At 40.3% G+C, this 17511-nt stretch carries 20 protein-coding genes; 6 read left to right on the top strand and 14 right to left on the bottom strand.

What is annotated here, in order from left to right; all coding sequences use genetic code 11:
- The first annotated feature begins 94 nt into the window (after nt 1-94).
- Entirely contained in the window at nt 95-313 is a 219-nt protein-coding gene (locus AABM38_RS11805) for a hypothetical protein (protein ID WP_423410562.1), read from the top strand.
- A gap of 106 nt (nt 314-419) precedes the next feature.
- Here the strand turns inward: AABM38_RS11805 and AABM38_RS11800 are convergent, their stop codons facing one another.
- A complete protein-coding gene (locus tag AABM38_RS11800) occupies nt 420-851 on the bottom strand; it encodes a hypothetical protein (protein WP_423410561.1) in 432 nt (143 codons plus the stop codon).
- 341 nt (nt 852-1192) lie between these two features.
- Here AABM38_RS11800 and AABM38_RS11795 point away from each other — a divergent pair, with 341 nt between their 5' ends.
- Nucleotides 1193-2038, top strand: a complete 846-nt coding sequence (locus tag AABM38_RS11795) for an STAS domain-containing protein (RefSeq protein ID WP_423410560.1) — start codon at nt 1193-1195, stop codon at nt 2036-2038.
- A 108-nt stretch (nt 2039-2146) separates the two neighbouring features.
- Nucleotides 2147-3082: an acetamidase/formamidase family protein gene (locus tag AABM38_RS11790; RefSeq protein ID WP_423410559.1), complete on the top strand. Its 936-nt coding sequence runs from the start codon at nt 2147-2149 to the stop codon at nt 3080-3082.
- Nucleotides 3083-3139: 57 nt separating this feature from the next.
- Here AABM38_RS11790 and AABM38_RS11785 read toward each other — a convergent pair whose 3' ends face one another.
- The 6 genes from AABM38_RS11785 to AABM38_RS11760 all read right to left on the bottom strand — a co-directional run bounded on the left by AABM38_RS11785 (nt 3140) and on the right by AABM38_RS11760 (nt 7911).
- The gene (locus AABM38_RS11785) at nt 3140-3814 is read right to left on the bottom strand and encodes an HAD family hydrolase (protein WP_423410719.1); all 675 of its coding nucleotides are present in this window, start codon (nt 3812-3814) and stop codon (nt 3140-3142) included.
- Nucleotides 3815-3855: 41 nt separating this feature from the next.
- A complete protein-coding gene (locus AABM38_RS11780; protein WP_423410558.1) occupies nt 3856-4026 on the bottom strand; it encodes a hypothetical protein in 171 nt (56 codons plus the stop codon).
- Between the two features lie 173 nt (nt 4027-4199).
- Nucleotides 4200-5762, bottom strand: coding sequence for an ABC transporter permease (locus AABM38_RS11775; protein WP_423410557.1), 1563 nt, complete (start codon nt 5760-5762; stop codon nt 4200-4202).
- Nucleotides 5763-5829: 67 nt separating this feature from the next.
- On the bottom strand, nt 5830-6825 hold the full coding sequence (locus tag AABM38_RS11770) for an ABC transporter permease subunit (protein ID WP_423410556.1): 996 nt from the start codon (nt 6823-6825) through the stop codon (nt 5830-5832).
- Between the two features lie 196 nt (nt 6826-7021).
- Nucleotides 7022-7249: a hypothetical protein gene (locus tag AABM38_RS11765; RefSeq protein ID WP_423410555.1), complete on the bottom strand. Its 228-nt coding sequence runs from the start codon at nt 7247-7249 to the stop codon at nt 7022-7024.
- Nucleotides 7250-7386: 137 nt separating this feature from the next.
- Complete coding sequence (locus tag AABM38_RS11760) at nt 7387-7911, bottom strand: DinB family protein (protein WP_423410554.1); 525 nt, start codon at nt 7909-7911, stop codon at nt 7387-7389.
- Nucleotides 7912-8034: 123 nt separating this feature from the next.
- On the opposite strand from AABM38_RS11760, the gene AABM38_RS11755 reads away from it, so the two are divergent.
- Nucleotides 8035-8436 carry a hypothetical protein gene (locus AABM38_RS11755; RefSeq protein WP_423410553.1) on the top strand — a complete coding sequence of 134 codons (402 nt, stop codon included), beginning with the start codon at nt 8035-8037 and terminating at the stop codon, nt 8434-8436.
- A gap of 324 nt (nt 8437-8760) precedes the next feature.
- Nucleotides 8761-9252, top strand: a complete 492-nt coding sequence (locus AABM38_RS11750; RefSeq protein WP_423410552.1) for a DnaJ domain-containing protein — start codon at nt 8761-8763, stop codon at nt 9250-9252.
- A 254-nt stretch (nt 9253-9506) separates the two neighbouring features.
- Here AABM38_RS11750 and AABM38_RS11745 read toward each other — a convergent pair whose 3' ends face one another.
- Nucleotides 9507-10397 (bottom strand): acyl-ACP desaturase, encoded by an 891-nt coding sequence (locus AABM38_RS11745; protein ID WP_423410551.1) that lies wholly within the window; start codon nt 10395-10397, stop codon nt 9507-9509.
- A gap of 294 nt (nt 10398-10691) precedes the next feature.
- On the opposite strand from AABM38_RS11745, the gene yfkAB reads away from it, so the two are divergent.
- Complete coding sequence (gene yfkAB, locus AABM38_RS11740; RefSeq protein ID WP_423410550.1) at nt 10692-11819, top strand: radical SAM/CxCxxxxC motif protein YfkAB; 1128 nt, start codon at nt 10692-10694, stop codon at nt 11817-11819.
- Between the two features lie 509 nt (nt 11820-12328).
- Here yfkAB and AABM38_RS11735 read toward each other — a convergent pair.
- From AABM38_RS11735 to dmpG, 6 genes are all read right to left on the bottom strand, one after another.
- A complete protein-coding gene (locus AABM38_RS11735; RefSeq protein WP_423410549.1) occupies nt 12329-12517 on the bottom strand; it encodes a 2-hydroxymuconate tautomerase family protein in 189 nt (62 codons plus the stop codon).
- Between the two features lie 103 nt (nt 12518-12620).
- A complete protein-coding gene (locus AABM38_RS11730) occupies nt 12621-13898 on the bottom strand; it encodes a TRAP transporter large permease (RefSeq protein WP_423410718.1) in 1278 nt (425 codons plus the stop codon).
- Nucleotides 13898-14416, bottom strand: a complete 519-nt coding sequence (locus AABM38_RS11725; protein WP_423410548.1) for a TRAP transporter small permease — start codon at nt 14414-14416, stop codon at nt 13898-13900. Before AABM38_RS11725 ends, AABM38_RS11730 begins: the two co-directional genes overlap by 1 nt.
- Before the next feature lie 14 nt (nt 14417-14430).
- Nucleotides 14431-15444 (bottom strand): TRAP transporter substrate-binding protein, encoded by a 1014-nt coding sequence (locus AABM38_RS11720; protein WP_423410547.1) that lies wholly within the window; start codon nt 15442-15444, stop codon nt 14431-14433.
- Between the two features lie 192 nt (nt 15445-15636).
- Entirely contained in the window at nt 15637-16434 is a 798-nt protein-coding gene (locus tag AABM38_RS11715; protein ID WP_423410546.1) for a 2-keto-4-pentenoate hydratase, read from the bottom strand.
- Nucleotides 16435-16437: 3 nt separating this feature from the next.
- Nucleotides 16438-17466 carry a 4-hydroxy-2-oxovalerate aldolase gene (gene dmpG, locus AABM38_RS11710; protein WP_423410545.1) on the bottom strand — a complete coding sequence of 343 codons (1029 nt, stop codon included), beginning with the start codon at nt 17464-17466 and terminating at the stop codon, nt 16438-16440.
- Nucleotides 17467-17511: the final 45 nt, after the last annotated feature.

The raw sequence follows: 17511 nt of genomic DNA, 5'->3' as shown, positions 1-17511 counted from the left end.
TTTCAGAACTTTGGTCTAAAACTCTCTCTGAATCAATATTCTATTACAAAGAGACTACTTGTCTTTTAAAAATAATGATATAGGGGAGAAAACTATGTTCGCAGTCCATTTCTTCGAAAACAAAAACCAGTTATTAACACAGCTCCTAAAAACCATTCCAACCGAAGGCCAGGATTTAAAAATCAAAGGCCGCAAAGCAAAAGTAACTAGCGTCACAACCGTAGACGAAAAAAATATCCACGTACAAGTAGCCCTAGAAGCCATCGTAAAAACCAAACAACCACTTGACCTCGCAAACAAGAAAAAACGATAATACAACTCAGCTTTACCACTTTAAACCGCCGGGGGTCAGACCCCCGGCGGTTTAAAGCATTAACGCACTGGGGGTCTGACCCTCAGTGCGTTAATGCTTTAATTTGTTAAGTTGTTTTCTTTAGCATCGTCGCAAGGACCCATCCGTATAGGGCGTGGGCGCATATCCAAAAAAGGAATGCGTATGTGCTGGTGATTTCCGGGGTTCTTTCGGATAACATGGTGGTTGGGTATAGGAGCACCCCGACTGCGATGCTTAGTATGACTGTGAAATGCTTCGTCCTTTTGGTCCCCCAAGCTTTTTTCCGCATATAATTTTGGACTAAAATCGCTAATATAATAGAAATAAAAAGATGAATTCCAAATTCCCCTGCCTCTGGGATCTCAAATTTTTTTAGCACAGGGAAATAATCTACATTCAGCAGCAATGTATATACTTTTAGGTTTGTCATGTATTCTACTAATTTTAGAATGAGACCCAAGATCACTCCCGAAATGATCCCTGCCACCCCTGCCTTAAATATTTGTTCTAAATTCAAATCAAAACCCTCCTCTCGAAAGCATCCACGCTTCTAATTCACCTATTTTTAATAGACTATTACATACTAACGGAACCACTCTGGGCTCCCCTCCATCATCTCTTTAAAACCTTACAGAAAGTGAGTATGAATGTTATTTCTACTGATGCTAGAAAACGATCCCTATCGTTGTCCCTAATAATAAGGATTCTCGCTGACTTTTTTATCATTGAGAATCTCTAACTTTCCCAATCCTTTATTTCAAAATTTGTTAATTTTTTCAATTCTAACTAAAAATATTTATTTTTAAATATTCTCCAATTATAATATGTAATAAAAAACCTTTTTTTAGGAGGTAGATTTTGAATACATCTATCAAAATTCCACTTAGAGAAATATCTGCAAAATTGAATAGCTTAAAAGAAGCTCTTGCGAACCAGAGATTTATTGCTGACGAAAACCGTTATTCAACTAAAATAGATGACTCTCTGCGTAATTGGCGAGAGAATCTTATAATCATATTCGCGAGTTCCATCAACGAAGATTTAGATAAAACTTATGAAAACCTGAGATTGTGGGGATTAAACGGGGTAAATCTCCTGGTAAATATGGAGTTGCCTTTGGATCTGGCAATTGAAGAAGTCCGGTTTTATCGCAATACAATTGGTGAAATTATAAAAGATGAAGCAATTAACTATAACTTCTCCCTTTCTGACTTTTATGAAATCATCTCCCGCTTTGATTCAGTCGTTGACCGCGCCGTATATTGGCTCAGTCTATCTTATTCTAACACTTATGCCTCTAGAATTTATGCCGCAGAAGCAACTGCTTTAGAACTTTCCATACCGATCGTCCGTGTAACTGAAGAAATTGGCGTCCTGCCGCTTGTTGGTGATATCGATACGAAAAGATCCCAGGAACTAATGGATAAAGCACTGCAATATGGTACGGACCTGGACTTACAGCATATCGTTATTGATTTGTCAGGAGTGCCGATCATTGACACAATGGTGGCAAACCACCTGTTAAAGGTCATCGAAGCACTTAAATTAGTTGGAATAAGTGTTATTTTAACGGGAATCCGCCCCGAAATCGCGCAAACCATCGTCAACCTGGGAATTAGGCTGGATGGAATCTCTACCTTCTCAAGTCTGCATCACGCGATTAGATTCATCCAAAAAAATATGCAGCTTGCCATGCATCCTTAAAATTAAGGATGTTTTTTTCATCAAAAATAACTGCACAAAAACTATATTTCGCCTTTCGAAAAAGGTGCTACAATATTCTTATAACTAAATTAATAAGGAGCTAGAGTGATGATACATAAGATTGAAATAAAAAATGAAAATCTGCATGGCTCATTTAGTAATGAATATGAACCGATTATTACCGTTAAATCCGGTGATACGATCAGAATGCAAACTCCTGATATCGAATGGGGTTATTCCAAAACCAAAGAAGAAGAGAGAGATTTTTTCAAATCTAATGTAAATGAGGCAGACCCACGCCATCCAATGATCGGTCCTATTAAAATCGATGGGGCAAAACCGGGAATGGTACTCGAAGTGAAACTGAATGATCTTGTCCCTGGCTGGTACGGAACGAATTGGGCAGGCGGGAAGTCAAGCTGGCAAAATGACCACCTCGGCTTAACTGATTCGGAGAGAATACGTTTGGACTGGGAGTTAAATTCGAACAGAATGACTGGTACTACTATTATTGGTGACCAGCCATTCCGTGTTGTCCTCAACCCTTTCATCGGATTAATGGGGGTCGCTCCTGCAGAAGCAGGTGTCCATGTTACCTCTCCTCCCCGCTATTGTGGAGGAAATATTGATTGCAAAGAACTCGGCAGAGGAAGCACCCTCTTTCTGCCAATCGCTGTGGATGGTGCACTCTTTTCCATTGGTGATGGACATGCTGCCCAGGGAGATGGAGAAGTATCCGGCACTGCAATCGAATGCCCAATGGATTTAGTCGATATTACCTTAATCTTAAGAGATGACCTGCAACTCACTATGCCGAGAGCTCTTACTCCATCTGGCTGGGTGACCTTTGGTTTCAATGAGGACTTAAACCTTGCAGCTGCACAAGCCCTAAATGAAATGACAGAATTTATACGTGAAACCTACCAAATTGAAAAAACAGAAGCCTTGGCCCTTGCGAGTGTGGCAGTTGATCTAAGAATCACACAAGTGGTTAATGGGGTAAAAGGAGTTCATGCCGTTTTACCGCATGGTTCAATTAGATAAAATAAGCCCCTGTTCAGTCACTGGAATTGTGAAAGAACAGGGGCCGTTTTTATTAATTTAATTGTTGAGCGTGCTGTTATCCTGTTCCTCTATATGCCTAATGACATCAACCAGACTTTTTTCTGCCATTGATTTCAAGCGAAGTGCATGTTTTTCAAAGTTTAAGGTTTCCGTTACTTGATTTGGCACAATGACGCACTTTAATCCGGCAGCTACAGCAGCATTAAGCCCATTCAAAGAATCCTCAAAAACGATTGCTTCACCAGCCATTATGTTTAAATCATTCAAAGCTTTTAAATATAAATCCGGTGCCGGCTTTACTTTTTCAACATCATCACGGGTGACAATTACTTCAAAGTAGCTTAATAGGCTTAGCTCTCCTAGAAAATGGGTGACCCATTCACGAGAGGAACTGGAAGCAAGAGCAATTTTATAACCAGACCTTTTTGCCTCCTGAAGGTATTCTTTAACTCCCTCACGCGCCTGCACTGCAGCCATTTTCTCCTTATGTATCTTATAAGCCCTTGACTTGATTTCTTCAGTATTGCAGCTTTCGCCAAGCTGCTTCCTAAAATACTCATACAGAACAGTGTCATCTGTACCGATGCATTTGGCAAATTCCTCAAGTGGCAGCTCTGCCTGATAAAAATTCAAAGATTCCTTAAACGCCTCATACCAGGCTGTCTCTGTGTCGATTATTAATCCGTCAAAATCAAATATAATTGCTTTTATCAACGTTCTTTTCCCCTTTCTCAACTTTGATAAGTTGGTTTTCACTTCTTAAATTCGTCATCTAATTCGTTTTCAATTTCTGCATTGCTCAGCTTAACGTTCTCTTTTTCTTTGACGTCAAGATGTTTTGCAATCAATTTTAATTGATGTTTAATGGTAGATAGACTGGAAATCACATACAAAACAAATAGTATTCCTATAATCCATACCATTTAAAGCCCCCTATATATTTGAGCAAATTACAAGAATAGTTATTTTTACCTTTAATTAGTCTATTTTATCATGATAACTAAAAGCTTTGCGAAAATAGTGCTGGTAAAAACAAAATGAAGCTGCCGAATCCTTATCCAGCAGCTTGTTTGTTTAGTAAACTAAACTTTTACTCTTACTTCTTTTGCCCTATCCTCACTGCGGCCGCAAAAATCCATTTGTTTTCATCAAATTTAAAAATTATGCTCATGCCCTCTATGTATTCTAATGGATAGCTGCTGCTGAAAATCTCGCTAGACACGTTGTAAATTTTATCTCCATTTTGTTCAAGGGTTGATTGTACCTTGGTATCGACAGGAAGGTGATCCTTTATTGCCTTCATCGCTTCACCCTCCGTTTTTATAGGGGAAGGAAAGTAGAAAACTGGCTCTCGGCATTTAGTATCACTATTCATGCAAACTAGTTTTATTTGATCTGTCTCAAATACAGGGGAAGGTGTGAATTTTTTTAACGGTATGGTGGTTTTGATAAAATTGATATCATCATATAAGCCGCCCATTTTTGTTGTGGATTTTGTGATTGGAACGAGGATCTCACCCTTCTTTTCATAAGTGTCACTTAATTCTACTGGCTTTTCCTCGCTAATGGCAGGATCATCCATTGGTACTTCCTTCACTGTCTCCTTTTTATTAAATTGGCTCCATATAACGATTCCTCCTGCAACCAATAAAATACTGACAAGACCCGAGCGCACAGCCCTACGTTTTTTAATAGGCGAGATGCCAATCGTAATTAAATGTATCAATCTATCTTTATAGGTTTGATCATTGGAAATTTTATACACATTAAATAGTTTGCGAAGCCCTTCTCCCAACAGGTTAAACGTAAAAATCGTGTACGTTATTGCAATAGCTGGTACAAGTGGAATCCATATGGCCTTGATGACATCGCTCCGAGATTTTTCAAGAAGTGCCTGCCAATCATATGTAGCCGACGAAATATCAACCATCCCTCCCTCGAGAATGAGAATTTTGGAAGCGATGAATATGCTGAATAAAGCCAGCTGGCCAATCAAAAGTGTAATCCTTCCTAAATCATTGCAAAAATTTATGATCAGATTCTGTATGATGTTTGGGAAGTAATAATAGGTAAACATTTTAAGCGGTTTAACGCCGATTATGATTCCTGCCTTTACATATTCCTTTTCAGAAATCTCATTGATTTCATGCGAAACAAGCATACTTACCCTGCCTACCTCCATAAGAGCAAGAAGGAGAATGGCCCAATACATAGAATATGTAGTGTCCACATCAAATTCCCAAACAGGTTCTGGCAGCATCAATAATAGAATCGCAGCGAAAACTGTCGGAACACTGCTGAATAATGAATTCCAGGCATTCACTATGGTATAGGCGAGACCCCTTTTAGACGCTGCCAGGAAAGCTAGCGGAATGGCGATGATATAGCGGATGATCGCAATCAAAAATATATACCTCAATGTGTCCTTTGTACCAATAATCAACAAACTCAATAGATCACGGCCATCATTGTCGGTCCCAAGAGGATCTTCCAACGACGGAGGAAAGGGTGCTCTGGCCATAGATCCATCTTCATAAAACCGCATACGGCTGTCAGCAGGATTAGAATCGACAAAGCTCAGCTGATCACCAAAAATTGCAAAAAATAATAGGACACTAAACATACTTATTCCTAACCACAAAGACTGATTTCTCCTCAAAATCTTCCCCCTCCCTGCCTATCTCTTTTTTATAGAAACATATCCTCTTTTATGATGATATAAAGGATTATTCTGGAGGAGCCATGCTAACACATATTAAAATGAACACGATACATACCGATATGAAACAGTACCTAATGAAAATTGTGAGTATTTGGACCAGGGGGTTTTTCTTTTCAACCTGATATTTGTGCTGCCATAATGTACTGAGTACTTGAGATACAAAAAGAATCAGCATAAAGCACATAGAGAATTCAACCGCCAGCCCTAATTCATTATTTTTTGGAACTTGGATTCGCTGTATCGCATACAGAAACCTCCAGGCAGCCCCTTTATAGTCAAGCAGCCATTCAACCATCAACAGATTCGATAGAACATATGTCATGACAACAGGGATATGTTGAAAGATAGAAACAAGGCATTTTTTCAAAATATGCTTTTTTATAACGAGTTTTTCCGTAAGCCCCATGGCCCTTGCCGTCTGAATGTACATTTCTCCCTCTTCATTAGAAAGTGCAGCAGATGTGATCCTGGCAAAATACATTAATGGATATAAGGAGACCAAAATGGATGGAAGCATAAAGTTGTACCATTGATCATTCCCAAACCAGTCAATAAAGCGGAAGTTATACAGGGTAATCCATTGCAAGGCAATAATCACGAAAAAATCTGGCAATGAAGTAATCAAAGATGTCAGGCCATTACCAATTGGTGCAAGGGCACCCTTTTTATTGCGAAAATCAAAGATTCCTTTTGCCATTCCCAAAGGAATAGCAGCAACAAAGGCAGTAACAATGATCGGTACGCTTCTTTTAAAAAAATCCTGAACGACACTCTCAAAGTTTTCAAAGTTACGAGTTGTCCCAAGGCTGCCCTCTGAAATAGCTAACATGATTAATTCCTTCAACTTTACGAAGAAATCATCCAAGGGATATAAATCGTGCAGTATTCCAATAAAATATGTAAGACTTCCATTCCCAAAAAACATTCCAATTCCGGCAAAGAGCAAGACAAAGTAAACAATCGTCGATAGGTCTCTGCGGAAATCCACCCTTTTGAGCATTTACACCCCTCCAGCCAACACTGTACTTGGGAAAATTTTAATACTTGTAACAATAAAGTTATGAATACAGCTTGAATTTATGCCATTTAATTACATACTAGAAGAGGAACAGTGAGTAAAAAGTCTTACGCTGAGGCAAAATTTTATGATTGAGAATCTTTCCCAAGTTAAGCTCAAAAAAAAATCTAGTCAGCGACTAGATTTTTCCACTTATATCTTCTCTTATCATCTCAATCAATTCTTCAGATAAATTTGCCGGAAGGGACTTTCCTTCGTTGAAGACCCAGGCATTCACCAATTCAAGGTCGGACTTATTAAATGTGATACTATAATTTAGGCTTTGATGTGAAAAATCAGCTGTAATATGTTCATCACCATTCGATTCATCATCGATAATCAGATTCTTTATTTCATATGGTTTCACGGTAAATCTCCTTTTTATTTTTAGGTTTGACCGTAGAGTTTTGTTTATACATTTTTAAGTGGATGCAATTTAATAAAGATGTATATCTGTTTATTTAAATGAAACGAACAAAACAACCATATCGATTTTCTAACAGCTTACTTCTTCAAAACTCCTAAATAAGCTTCCCAAGGTCCTACGTCTGCCCTGTATCTATGAGCCATAATCCGAATAATCTGAGATATATGGGTTAAATCATGTACAACCCAGGTTGAGATCAATTCCTTTGCTGTTACTTTTCCGAATTCAGGGTGTAACCCTGTCATTGCCAGCTGCTGGTCATCCACAATTAGATTTTTTAATGTTGATACATTTTCACTTCTCAATGATTTAAATTCCAGGAACTTAACTTCCAACGTTTTTGATGAACTTTCAGTTAAATGTGCAAAACGATCAAACGGAGGAAATAATTGTTCTTCCCCTTCTTGTAAAATAGACTTTAGCCTTGGAATCCAGTTCGTTTTCTCTCCCACAATGAGATGATCAATTACTTGAGTTGCATTCCAGCTGCCTTCTCCTTCGTTGCATTCCAGCCATCCAGCAGAAAGACCAGTTAAAAATATCTCCAAGGTTTTAGGCGTTGTTTCCAGCACCTCAATAGCTTCTTTTATATTTATGTTCATTTTTTCGACTCCTTTCTTATGATGAAGCTGAAGGAAAATTAATAAGAAACTCATTAGTGATAAAATCACTTCAAATTCCAAATATATGGTAAAATGAATCATCTCACATTCGGGTGGTTAAAAATGAAAAAGACAATTTCTTTCCTTCTCTTGTTTACGCTGTTCTTAGCTGGATGTAATACTTTCGACGGGTCTGAAGATTATCATCCAATTGTTGTTCATAAAATAGAGTCAACAAGCGGAAAAAGCGTTTCGCAGTACCACAGAACAGTAAAAAAGAGACAAGATATTTCTTTTGTCAAAAAAATTACCAAAGAAGATTATCATGAAAAAATGGTTGAACTTCCATCCTCAGAAGCAGATTATACTTTTTATTTTGATAACCCTTATGCAAAATCTATATTATATCGTTTATGGATCCTGCCAGGCAATATAGCAGTAATGGGTCATGGTGGATGGTATGTAGAACTGTCCAAAGAGAATTCTGAAAAACTCATGAATATTTTTAATATAAATTTAAAATGATAGATTACGAACGCGAGAGAATCCCGCGTTCTTTATTTTATTGAAGTATCTTTTCATTTAATCAAGATTTATATGCGTCTTGCTTGTCATATAGAAGTTAATAACATGCTCTGTTAATTCAGCCTGTTTCCTACCATTTTTATATATACCACTCAATACATCGTAAATAATTGCAAACGCAATGAAAAAAGAATTAGCTTTCAGCTATTCCATATGAGATGGCTTAAAGCTGTAATACAATGTCACACGGCTGTTCTTTTTCTGAAAAAATTAAATGATATGATAGATTTATCTGATTTATTTTATAAAAAGAGAGTGAAATCTATGAATATAAAAATGGCTGTTGAACAACTGAACCTATCTGGCATTTCAGCCAGCGAAGAAGAGATCATGCGATGGATTGAAGAGGGAAAAATAAAGGCAGAAATACCTCAAAGACGGAACGCAGCATACAATATTACTTCTAAGGATCTTACAGATTTCATTATCCAGCAGCATACCGAGAGTCTTAATGAACAACTTGAGAAATCCAAATATGAAAACCGGAAGCTAGCAGATGAACTAGAACTTACAAAAACCCGTATACATATTGAACAATCAAAGGTTCGCACACTGAAAAAAATGCTGAACGCGCAGATAGAAGCATCAGGTACAAACTCTTTTCATTATGAAGAAATGTTAGGGTTAAAGCCCGATTCTAGCGGGCAGGCTCTTAAAAAAGAGTTCAAGAAACTGCTTAAAGCGCTGCATCCCGACCGCGGTGGCGATGAAAGGCTTTTTAGGGTTTTTAATGAGCACTATGAGAATTTGAAATAACTCTTTGTTGAGTATGCTATTTGTTTTTTGTTAATTTTTACTGAGAAAAAATAAGTGCTTAATCCAAGCATTAATCCACCTAGTACACCAATCAATGAACCTGCTAATGGCCAACTCGTTTAAAGGTATATTCAATAGTTAGCCCGTTAAAAAAGATCAAACCCTTATTCGTTTTTTCTTCTTATTTTACCTTATTATACCATATCAATTCTTCTCAAGAAAAAGAATCAGCAGTTCCCCGCTGATTCTTTTTTTTACTTATTCTTATAAAACCTGTCCCTAACCCTCTTCAATCTTGCATGATAATTAAGGATATCCAATCTCGCTTTTTCCGCTTCTGGAGCGATTGGCCTTAAATTTGCAATATCCCAGTAATCAATGATCACATCAAGCACCTGATCAAAATATTCAAGGGGTCCGTAGTTTGCCTCTTTTGCAATGATCGCCATACGATTGTCGAAGTCTGGCATTACAGCTCCTGGCATTTGGAAATTCATGATAACATTGCCCAGGTAGTAGCAATAATTCGGCTCTAACTCAAGGTGGTATTTAATCACATCTCGATAGAATGCATAATGCAACGTTTCATCTTTCGCAAGGCGCCTCAAAAGGGAAGAAAGATCCTTATCATGCGGACCAGCAACCTTGGCGACATTATAGTAAAACACCATTGTCGCAAGCTCCTGCATCGAGGTATAAACCATCGTTTCAAATGGTGTGTGGAAGTTAGGATCCCAGCCACCTTCAAGCGTCATTTTATGTAATTGATGAAGTCTATTAGGATCGACATTTCTAGTTAGTAATAAATAGGTTTCCAACAGGTTTGAATGCTGGTCCTCCTCCGCTGTCCACGTATGGACAAAATCCTTGATGACAGTCAAAGAACCCTTAAAGGTCTGATCTAAGTACGAAGTAAACCAAGGAAGGTTCACCTCAGTTAAAAGCGCAGTTTCGATCGCTGTGATCACTGGCGCAGGCAATGTGACCTGACTTTCATCCCATGGCACTCTCCTAAAATCCATTCCCTTATCCCACGGCAAAAACTCATGATAACCCCAATCAATCTTCTCAGCCCGCAGCTTATGCTCCTCATAAAGCTCCATAATCCTAGGTTCCAGTCGAAAATCCAAATGATTCGTTAACAAAATAGTCCCTCCATCAATTTAACGCATTAACTCACTGGGGGTCAGACCCCCGGCGAGGTGATGCGTTAAAGCGTTATTCCACTGATTAATAAGTTGGTATTATGACCTGTTACTAATTTTAGTTTAACATATTTTTCTGAATTTTACCTGAATGAAATCCTATTATTTAATAAATGGGACCATTGAATTATGAATTGAAACTTGAATTAAAATACCTTATAGAGAATAGCGAAGATTACCGAAAACCGGCTATAATAGAATGGTTTTTCTAATACAGATCCTAAGGAGTAAATCATGTCTTCCATTAAAAAGATCACCCCTCAATATGACCCCTGGGAAGCCTACATGGATATTGTGCTATATGGCAAACCTCAGCTTACTAATATTGAATTTACGACCACGACTCTGTGCAATATGCGTTGTGAGCATTGTGCGGTAGGCTACACGCTTCAACCGAAGGACCCTGCTGCCCTTCCTTTACCATTGCTTCTGCAAAGGCTGGATGAAATTCCAAAATTAAGATCCTTGAGTATTACCGGTGGAGAACCGATGCTCTCACTTACATCAGTAAAAGATTATGTCGTCCCGATTTTAAAGTATGCCCATGAACGGGGAGTACGTACTCAAATAAATTCAAATCTAACTGTGGATTTAGCTCGATATGAGTTAATCATTCCCTATCTGGATGTCTTACATATTTCACATAATTGGGGAACGGTCGATGACTTCGTCGAGGGCGGTTTCGCAAGAATGGACAAAAAACCGGATTATAAGCAGCGGCAAAAATATTTTGAAAGAATGATAGAAAACAGCAGAGAACTAGTCAAAGCAGGAGTTATGGTCTCGGCTGAAACAATGTTAAACAAACGCACATTGCCTTATTTGGAAAAAATACATAATCAAATCGTTAAAGAAATGCTCTGTCAAAGGCATGAGGTTCACCCTATGTACCCAAGTGATTTTGCAAGCGATCTGGAAGTCTTATCACTTGAGGAAATCAGGTCAGCCATCCATCAGCTGCTCGATGTCCGTGATGAAAATGTATGGATGTTATTCGGGACACTCCCATTCTATGCTTGCAGTCATAATCGTGAAGATTTATTTCTTCTGGAACGCCTCTATAACAGTAAAAATGTAACATTACGCAATGACCCTGATGGCCGCTCACGGTTAAATGTAAATATATTTAATGGCGATGTAATCGTCACAGACTTTGGAGATACACCCCCGCTTGGAAATATTCAAACGACAAACCTTCAAGAGGCCTTTGATAAGTGGCAGGAATCCGCGCTATCCAAAGAACTGAGCTGTCATTGCCCGGCTGTATCTTGCTTAGGGCCAAATATTCTTGTTAAAAACAGTTACTATAAAGATTATGATTTCAGCACACTTCAAAATAATATCAGCAGAGTTGGAACTTGAGGCTTTAGTTTTGATTTGTAGAGGAGGGGCGTGATGCTTCTCCTTTGAAATTGGAAAAAAACACGGGTTTTTTCCAGTTCGCGGGATTTCGAAAACGATTTGCGGAATCACAGGGGGAATTTGCGGAATCGAGGGGATCACTTGCGGGATTTCGACAAAAAGTCGCGGAATCCAAACAGGTAATTGCGGGATTTCGAAAAAAAATCTTTGAAACGAATGAGTTCCTTACTATTTTTCGTAAAAGAGCTGCGGAATCCAACGGGGACTGCGGGAATTCGTTAAATAGCTGCAGAGTCTAAAAGTGTTCATGCAGGATACTCAACAAAATCAAGAGGAATATCCTATTTCTTCCCAAAACACAGCAACGGTTTATCCAAAGAGCGTTTCCTACCTGAACACCACTCTATTGAAAATTTCATGTCCTTTATTTCCTGCTCAAGGTGAACTTTAAATTCTATAAAAAAATCCCAACTCTATTAAAAGAGTTGGGATTTATTAAAACCTAGTTTTCAAGTATCCATATCCTTCGTAACCCCCCCAACGCCCCAATACTTCTTCGACACTGGCTGAACTATCACCCTAACCTGCTCAGGCTTAACATCAAGAGTCCGAACAGCACTATCCGTAATTCCAGCAATCAGCTCCCTGATCTTCTCATCACTACGGCCTTCAAGCACCTGAACCTGAATAATCGGCATTCCATCACCCCATCCCTTCACCGCATTACACCACTGGGGGTCAGACCCCCGCCGCTTCACCGCGTTGCTTCACCGGGGGTCTGACCCCCAGTGCGGTGAAGTGTTAAAATCCTAGTAAGCGTGGGATGAATAGTGTGGTTTGTTCCCAGTAGGTGATGACGAATAGCATGGCAATGCCTAAAATCAGCATTGGCATGACGGCTTTTACTAGTCTTTCGAATTTTACTTCTGCTATGGATGATACGATAAATAGTCCTGTTCCGACTGGCGGTGTCAGCAAGCCGATTGTCAGGTTGATACAGATGATGACGCCGAAGTGAATCGGGTCGATTTGGAACCCTGTCACGAGCGGCATGAACACCGGAACAAGGATGATCAACGCTGCAATTCCGTCAAGCAGTGTACCTACCAACAATAGGAACAAGTTCACCAAGAGCAGGAACACAAATGGATTGTCCGATATGGACAACATCGAATTAGCAATCAGTTGCGGAATCTGCTCAAACGCGATCAGCCAGCCAAATAAATTGGCCATAGCAATCAGAAATGTCACTGTAGCTGTGCCAATCACCGTGTTAACAAGTATCTTCCCAAGGTGTTTCCACTTCAACTCTTTATAGAAAAACAGCCCTACGATAAAAGCAATGAAACTTGCTACAGCTGCGGATTCCGTTGCCGTAAATGCTCCACTTAAAATCCCGACTGTAATTACGATAGGCACTAACAGAGCTGGCATAACCTTGATAAAAGAAGCCCAAATCTCCGGAAAGCTCGCTCTCTCACTGCGCGGAAAATTATTCTTGTATCCTAGATAGGCAATCAATGCAATAAACCCAAGACCAAAAATGATTCCAGGAACGATCCCTGCCATAAATAAACCGCCAATGGATGTTCCCGAAAGTGTCCCATAAATGATAAAAATCATGCTCGGCGGGATAATCGGCGCAACAATCGAAGAAGCTAGAGTAATAGCGGACGCAAATTCCCGATCATACCCTTCCTTCTCCATTTCAGGAACCATGACCTTGCTCATCATCGCAGCCTGGGCATTCGCTGACCCCAATATGGAAGCCAGAAACATATTCGCGATGACCGTCACATATGCAAGTCCGCCGCGAACGTGACCGACGAGCATCCTGGCAAATACCACAAGGCGATTAGTAATCCCGCCACTGTTCATTAACTCACCAGTAAGCATGAAAAGCGGAATCGCGAGCAAACCAAAGTTCTCCATACCGGAATAAAGCCGCTGTGGCGTCGAATCCAGAAGCATCGTATTACCTGTTACTAAAAAATATACAATCGTCGTCATACCAAGTACCAACGAAATCGGAATACCCATTATTAAAAATAAGATAAAGGCTGCTACAACCAGTAACATCATAGGGCTTCACCGTCCTTCACTAGCTCGGACACTTGATTGTTCATGTTATGATCACTTGCAATCTCCAACATATTGCTGATTAAATGAATCGCCGCAAAAAGGAGTCCAATCGGTAAAATCGCATACGGAATCCACATCGGAAGCAGGATCGCACTCGACCTTTGGATCGCTACGGTCGGTGCACTGATCCATTTAAAGCAATAAAACAGCAAGAGACCCATAAAAAGCAGCATAAAAATATGAGCGATGATGGCTACGACCTTTTGGATGTTCCTTGGCAGCAAATCGGTAACGAGTGTGACAGATGCCTGTGTTTTATATTTCAAGCCAAGACTGCCGCCGATAAACGTTATGTAAATCAAAAGAAATATAGAAACTTCCCCTGCCCAAAACAAAGGAACTTTAAATACGTAGCGGAATACAACAGCAGCTGTCACGATTACCGCCATTGCAAACATGAGGAGAATAGCCAGTTTCTTTTCGAAACTGGCTACCAAATTGCTAAGGTAGGTCACGTATTTCCCTCCAATTACTTGCGGAATGTGTCCATGAATTCTTTGATGAGTGGATCTGTTGAGCTGTACTTTTCATCAAATTGCTTAATGTATGGCTCAAATAACTTTTGGTCGATTTCGTAAATTTTCATTCCCTTGTCGCTCAACGTCTTCTTAAACTCTTCTTCTTGAGAAGCTCGAGTTTTTGCAGAATAATCTGCTGCCGCTTTGATTGACTCATCAATAATCTTTTTGTCAGCATCCGACATTTTGTCATACTTCGCTTTATTCATCATCGCAACCGCAGGCCAAACCATGTGGTTCGTTACAGCGCCATATTTAGCAACTTCATAATACTTGTTCGTAATGGTTGCATCTAAATCCATGTCCATTCCATCGATTACGCCTGTCTGGATGGCAGCGTATACTTCAGGAAGCGGTAATGATTCAGGAGATGCACCCATTGATTTGTAAAAATCCTGAAGCGGAGGGCTTGGTGTTACACGGAAAGCTAATCCCTTCATGTCTTCTGGCTTCTTTACTTCCTTATCCTTGAAAAGCATGACACGGTTTCCGGCAAAAACGTAATCAAGACCTTTTATACCCTGGCTATCCAAAGTACCAAGAATCTTCTTTGCTATTTCAGTATCACGAGCAGCGTTTGTTTCTTCCAAATCTTTAAAAGCATATGGCGCAAACCATGCAGTGAACGCCGGAGCACGGGAACTCATGTAAGCAGCAGTAATGAATCCAAAATCAACAGATCCAGATGAGATCTGTTGAACCATATCTGCTTCGGTACCCAGCTGGCTCGCAGGGTAAATCTCTAGCTGCATCCTTCCGCCTGAACGCTTATCAAGCTCTTCCTTGAATTTCTCTGCAGCCTTATGCCACATATGATCAGTTGGGGTAATATGCGCAAGCTTGAAGGTATATTTCTCACCAGATCCTGCAGCAGGCTTTGCGTCCGTTTTACCGCTGCTACACGCAGCCGACGTTAAAATCAGCACAAAAATTAAAAGTGTAAGCCCAAAACTCCTTAATCTCATTTCTCGCACCCCTTTAAAAATATAATTGTAAACGCTATCATTCTGTTAAAAAACAAATATTCTGTGCTGTCTCTACTGTGATTATAGTCACTTCTTTTTAGTAAAAGTGTAAACTGGTTAACATAGAAATGTAAATTTTATCATTATATTCTGAATATTTTAAACTTAAAAGAAAGCACTTAGTTATCAAAACTAAGTGCTAGATTTACAGGAAAAAGAAACGCTGCCAAGCTCGGCAAATTGAACTATAACCGTATCCTGTGGCTCAAACGAAATCGCTTCGGATACCGCACCGCTCAGAATCACATCTCCCTTTTTAATTCCCTTGCCGACTTCTCCGAGTTTATTGACTGCCCAGGCTACCGATGTAGCCGGATGCCCCAGCACCGCAGCACTCGAACCTGTTTGCACAACCTGTCCGTTTTTCGACATTACCATTCCTAGCTGGCCCAAGTTTAATTCCTCTGTAGACTTCCACTTGCTGCCGATCAGAAATTTTGAAGAAGAGCAATTATCTGCAATGACATCAGCGAGTGTGAACTTAAAGTTAAGGTAGCGGCTGTCGATGATTTCAATTGCGGGTGCAACAAACTTAGTAACACGGAGCACATCTTCTGCCGTCACCTCCGTCCCTTGCAGATCCTCACCGATAAAAAAGGCAATCTCCGGTTCTGCCTTTGGATGAATGAATTCTGAGTAATCTAAAGGCTCCCACTCAAGCGCAAGCATATCGTCAGTCAAATAACCATATATTGCTTCATGAACGCCCATCATGTCCTGCTTAGCCTTGCTAGTCAATCCAAGCTTCAGACCAATTTTACGAGCTCCATCCTTTTCGCGCCTCTCGATCAATTTTTCCTGGATGGAATAAGCATCGCTAAAACTCATATCCGGGTACCGGTCCGTTACCTTCACGACTTCTCTGCATTCTTTTTCAGCCGAGTAAAGATATTCTACTATTTCAAGATCGACTCCCTTTGTAATCGTCATTCCCTACACCTCCAGTTTCTGAGTTTTTGCCAATTCCGCAGCCACATCAAGAATCAGATCTTCCTGGCCGCCGACCGCTTTCCTTTTACCCAGCTCTATTAAAATATCCCTTGAATCAATGCCAAATCTCTGCCCCGCACGTTCAGCATGAAGCAGAAAGCTAGAGTACACGCCTGCATAACCTAACACCAGGCTGCCTCTATTAATTTCCTGTGGCCTAGGAATCATTGGACCAACCGTATTCTCAGCAACATCCATCATTTTATAAATATCAATGCCAAGATTGACCCCCATTCGGTCCAATACGGATAAAAGCACTTCTGTCTGTGCATTACCTGCTCCAGCTCCAAGGCAGCGGATACTGCCGTCAATCCGAGTCGCACCCTCTTCAATCGCGACAAGGGTATTAGCAACAGCAAGCGACAAATTATTGTGCGCATGGAAGCCAAGTTCAATCGACAATGAATTTCTCAAAGCAGAAATCCTTTCACGAACTTCATCTGGTAAAAGCGCTCCCGCAGAATCAGTCACATACACAGCCTGCGCGCCATAGCTTTCCATCAATTTCGCCTGCTCCACCAACTTTTCAACCGGAGCCATATGCGCCATCATCAGGAATCCCAATGATTCCATGCCAAGCTCCCTTGCCATGCTGATATGCTGGGCTGAAACATCCGCCTCGGTCACATGTGTAGCCACACGGACAAGCTCGGCTCCGAGGGAACGCGCCTGTTTCAGCTCATGGACCGTCCCAATACCCGGGATCAGCAGCACCGCCACCTTTGATTGCTTGCACTCATTAACAGCCGCTTCAATCAGCTTCATCTCATCAACAAGCGATTTCCCATATTGCAGCGTCGAACCACCCAAACCGTCACCATGGCTCACTTCGATATAATGCATTCCGGCATCATCCAGCTCACGAGCCACACGGCGCACCTGATCCTCCGTATATTGATGCTGCATCACATGACTGCCGTCACGCAGGCAAACCTCTGTAATCTTAATCGGCTTGTCACTTTTTCTCTTCAAAAAAATTCACCCAGCCTTTCGGTAAGACACTTTTTGATACACAAC

Origin of the sequence: Heyndrickxia sp. MSNUG (genome assembly GCF_049532715.1) — a bacterium.
Taxonomy (GTDB): Bacteria; Bacillota; Bacilli; order Bacillales; family Cytobacillaceae; genus Mesobacillus.
This window is presented reverse-complemented; position numbering and strand designations above follow the sequence as displayed.

Bases quoted from the DNA above. Each gene is read 5' to 3' on its own strand.
- AABM38_RS11805 (WP_423410562.1), top strand. From the start codon at position 95: ATGTTCGCAGTCCATTTCTTCGAAAACAAAAACCAGTTATTAACACAG.
- AABM38_RS11790 (WP_423410559.1), top strand. From the start codon at position 2,147: ATGATACATAAGATTGAAATAAAAAATGAAAATCTGCATGGCTCATTT.
- AABM38_RS11780 (WP_423410558.1), bottom strand. From the start codon at position 4,026: ATGGTATGGATTATAGGAATACTATTTGTTTTGTATGTGATTTCCAGT.
- AABM38_RS11770 (WP_423410556.1), bottom strand. From the start codon at position 6,825: ATGCTCAAAAGGGTGGATTTCCGCAGAGACCTATCGACGATTGTTTAC.
- AABM38_RS11760 (WP_423410554.1), bottom strand. From the start codon at position 7,911: ATGAACATAAATATAAAAGAAGCTATTGAGGTGCTGGAAACAACGCCT.
- AABM38_RS11755 (WP_423410553.1), top strand. From the start codon at position 8,035: ATGAAAAAGACAATTTCTTTCCTTCTCTTGTTTACGCTGTTCTTAGCT.
- AABM38_RS11750 (WP_423410552.1), top strand. From the start codon at position 8,761: ATGAATATAAAAATGGCTGTTGAACAACTGAACCTATCTGGCATTTCA.
- yfkAB (WP_423410550.1), top strand. From the start codon at position 10,692: ATGTCTTCCATTAAAAAGATCACCCCTCAATATGACCCCTGGGAAGCC.
- AABM38_RS11735 (WP_423410549.1), bottom strand. From the start codon at position 12,517: ATGCCGATTATTCAGGTTCAGGTGCTTGAAGGCCGTAGTGATGAGAAG.
- AABM38_RS11730 (WP_423410718.1), bottom strand. From the start codon at position 13,898: ATGTTACTGGTTGTAGCAGCCTTTATCTTATTTTTAATAATGGGTATT.
- AABM38_RS11720 (WP_423410547.1), bottom strand. From the start codon at position 15,444: ATGAGATTAAGGAGTTTTGGGCTTACACTTTTAATTTTTGTGCTGATT.
- AABM38_RS11715 (WP_423410546.1), bottom strand. From the start codon at position 16,434: ATGACGATTACAAAGGGAGTCGATCTTGAAATAGTAGAATATCTTTAC.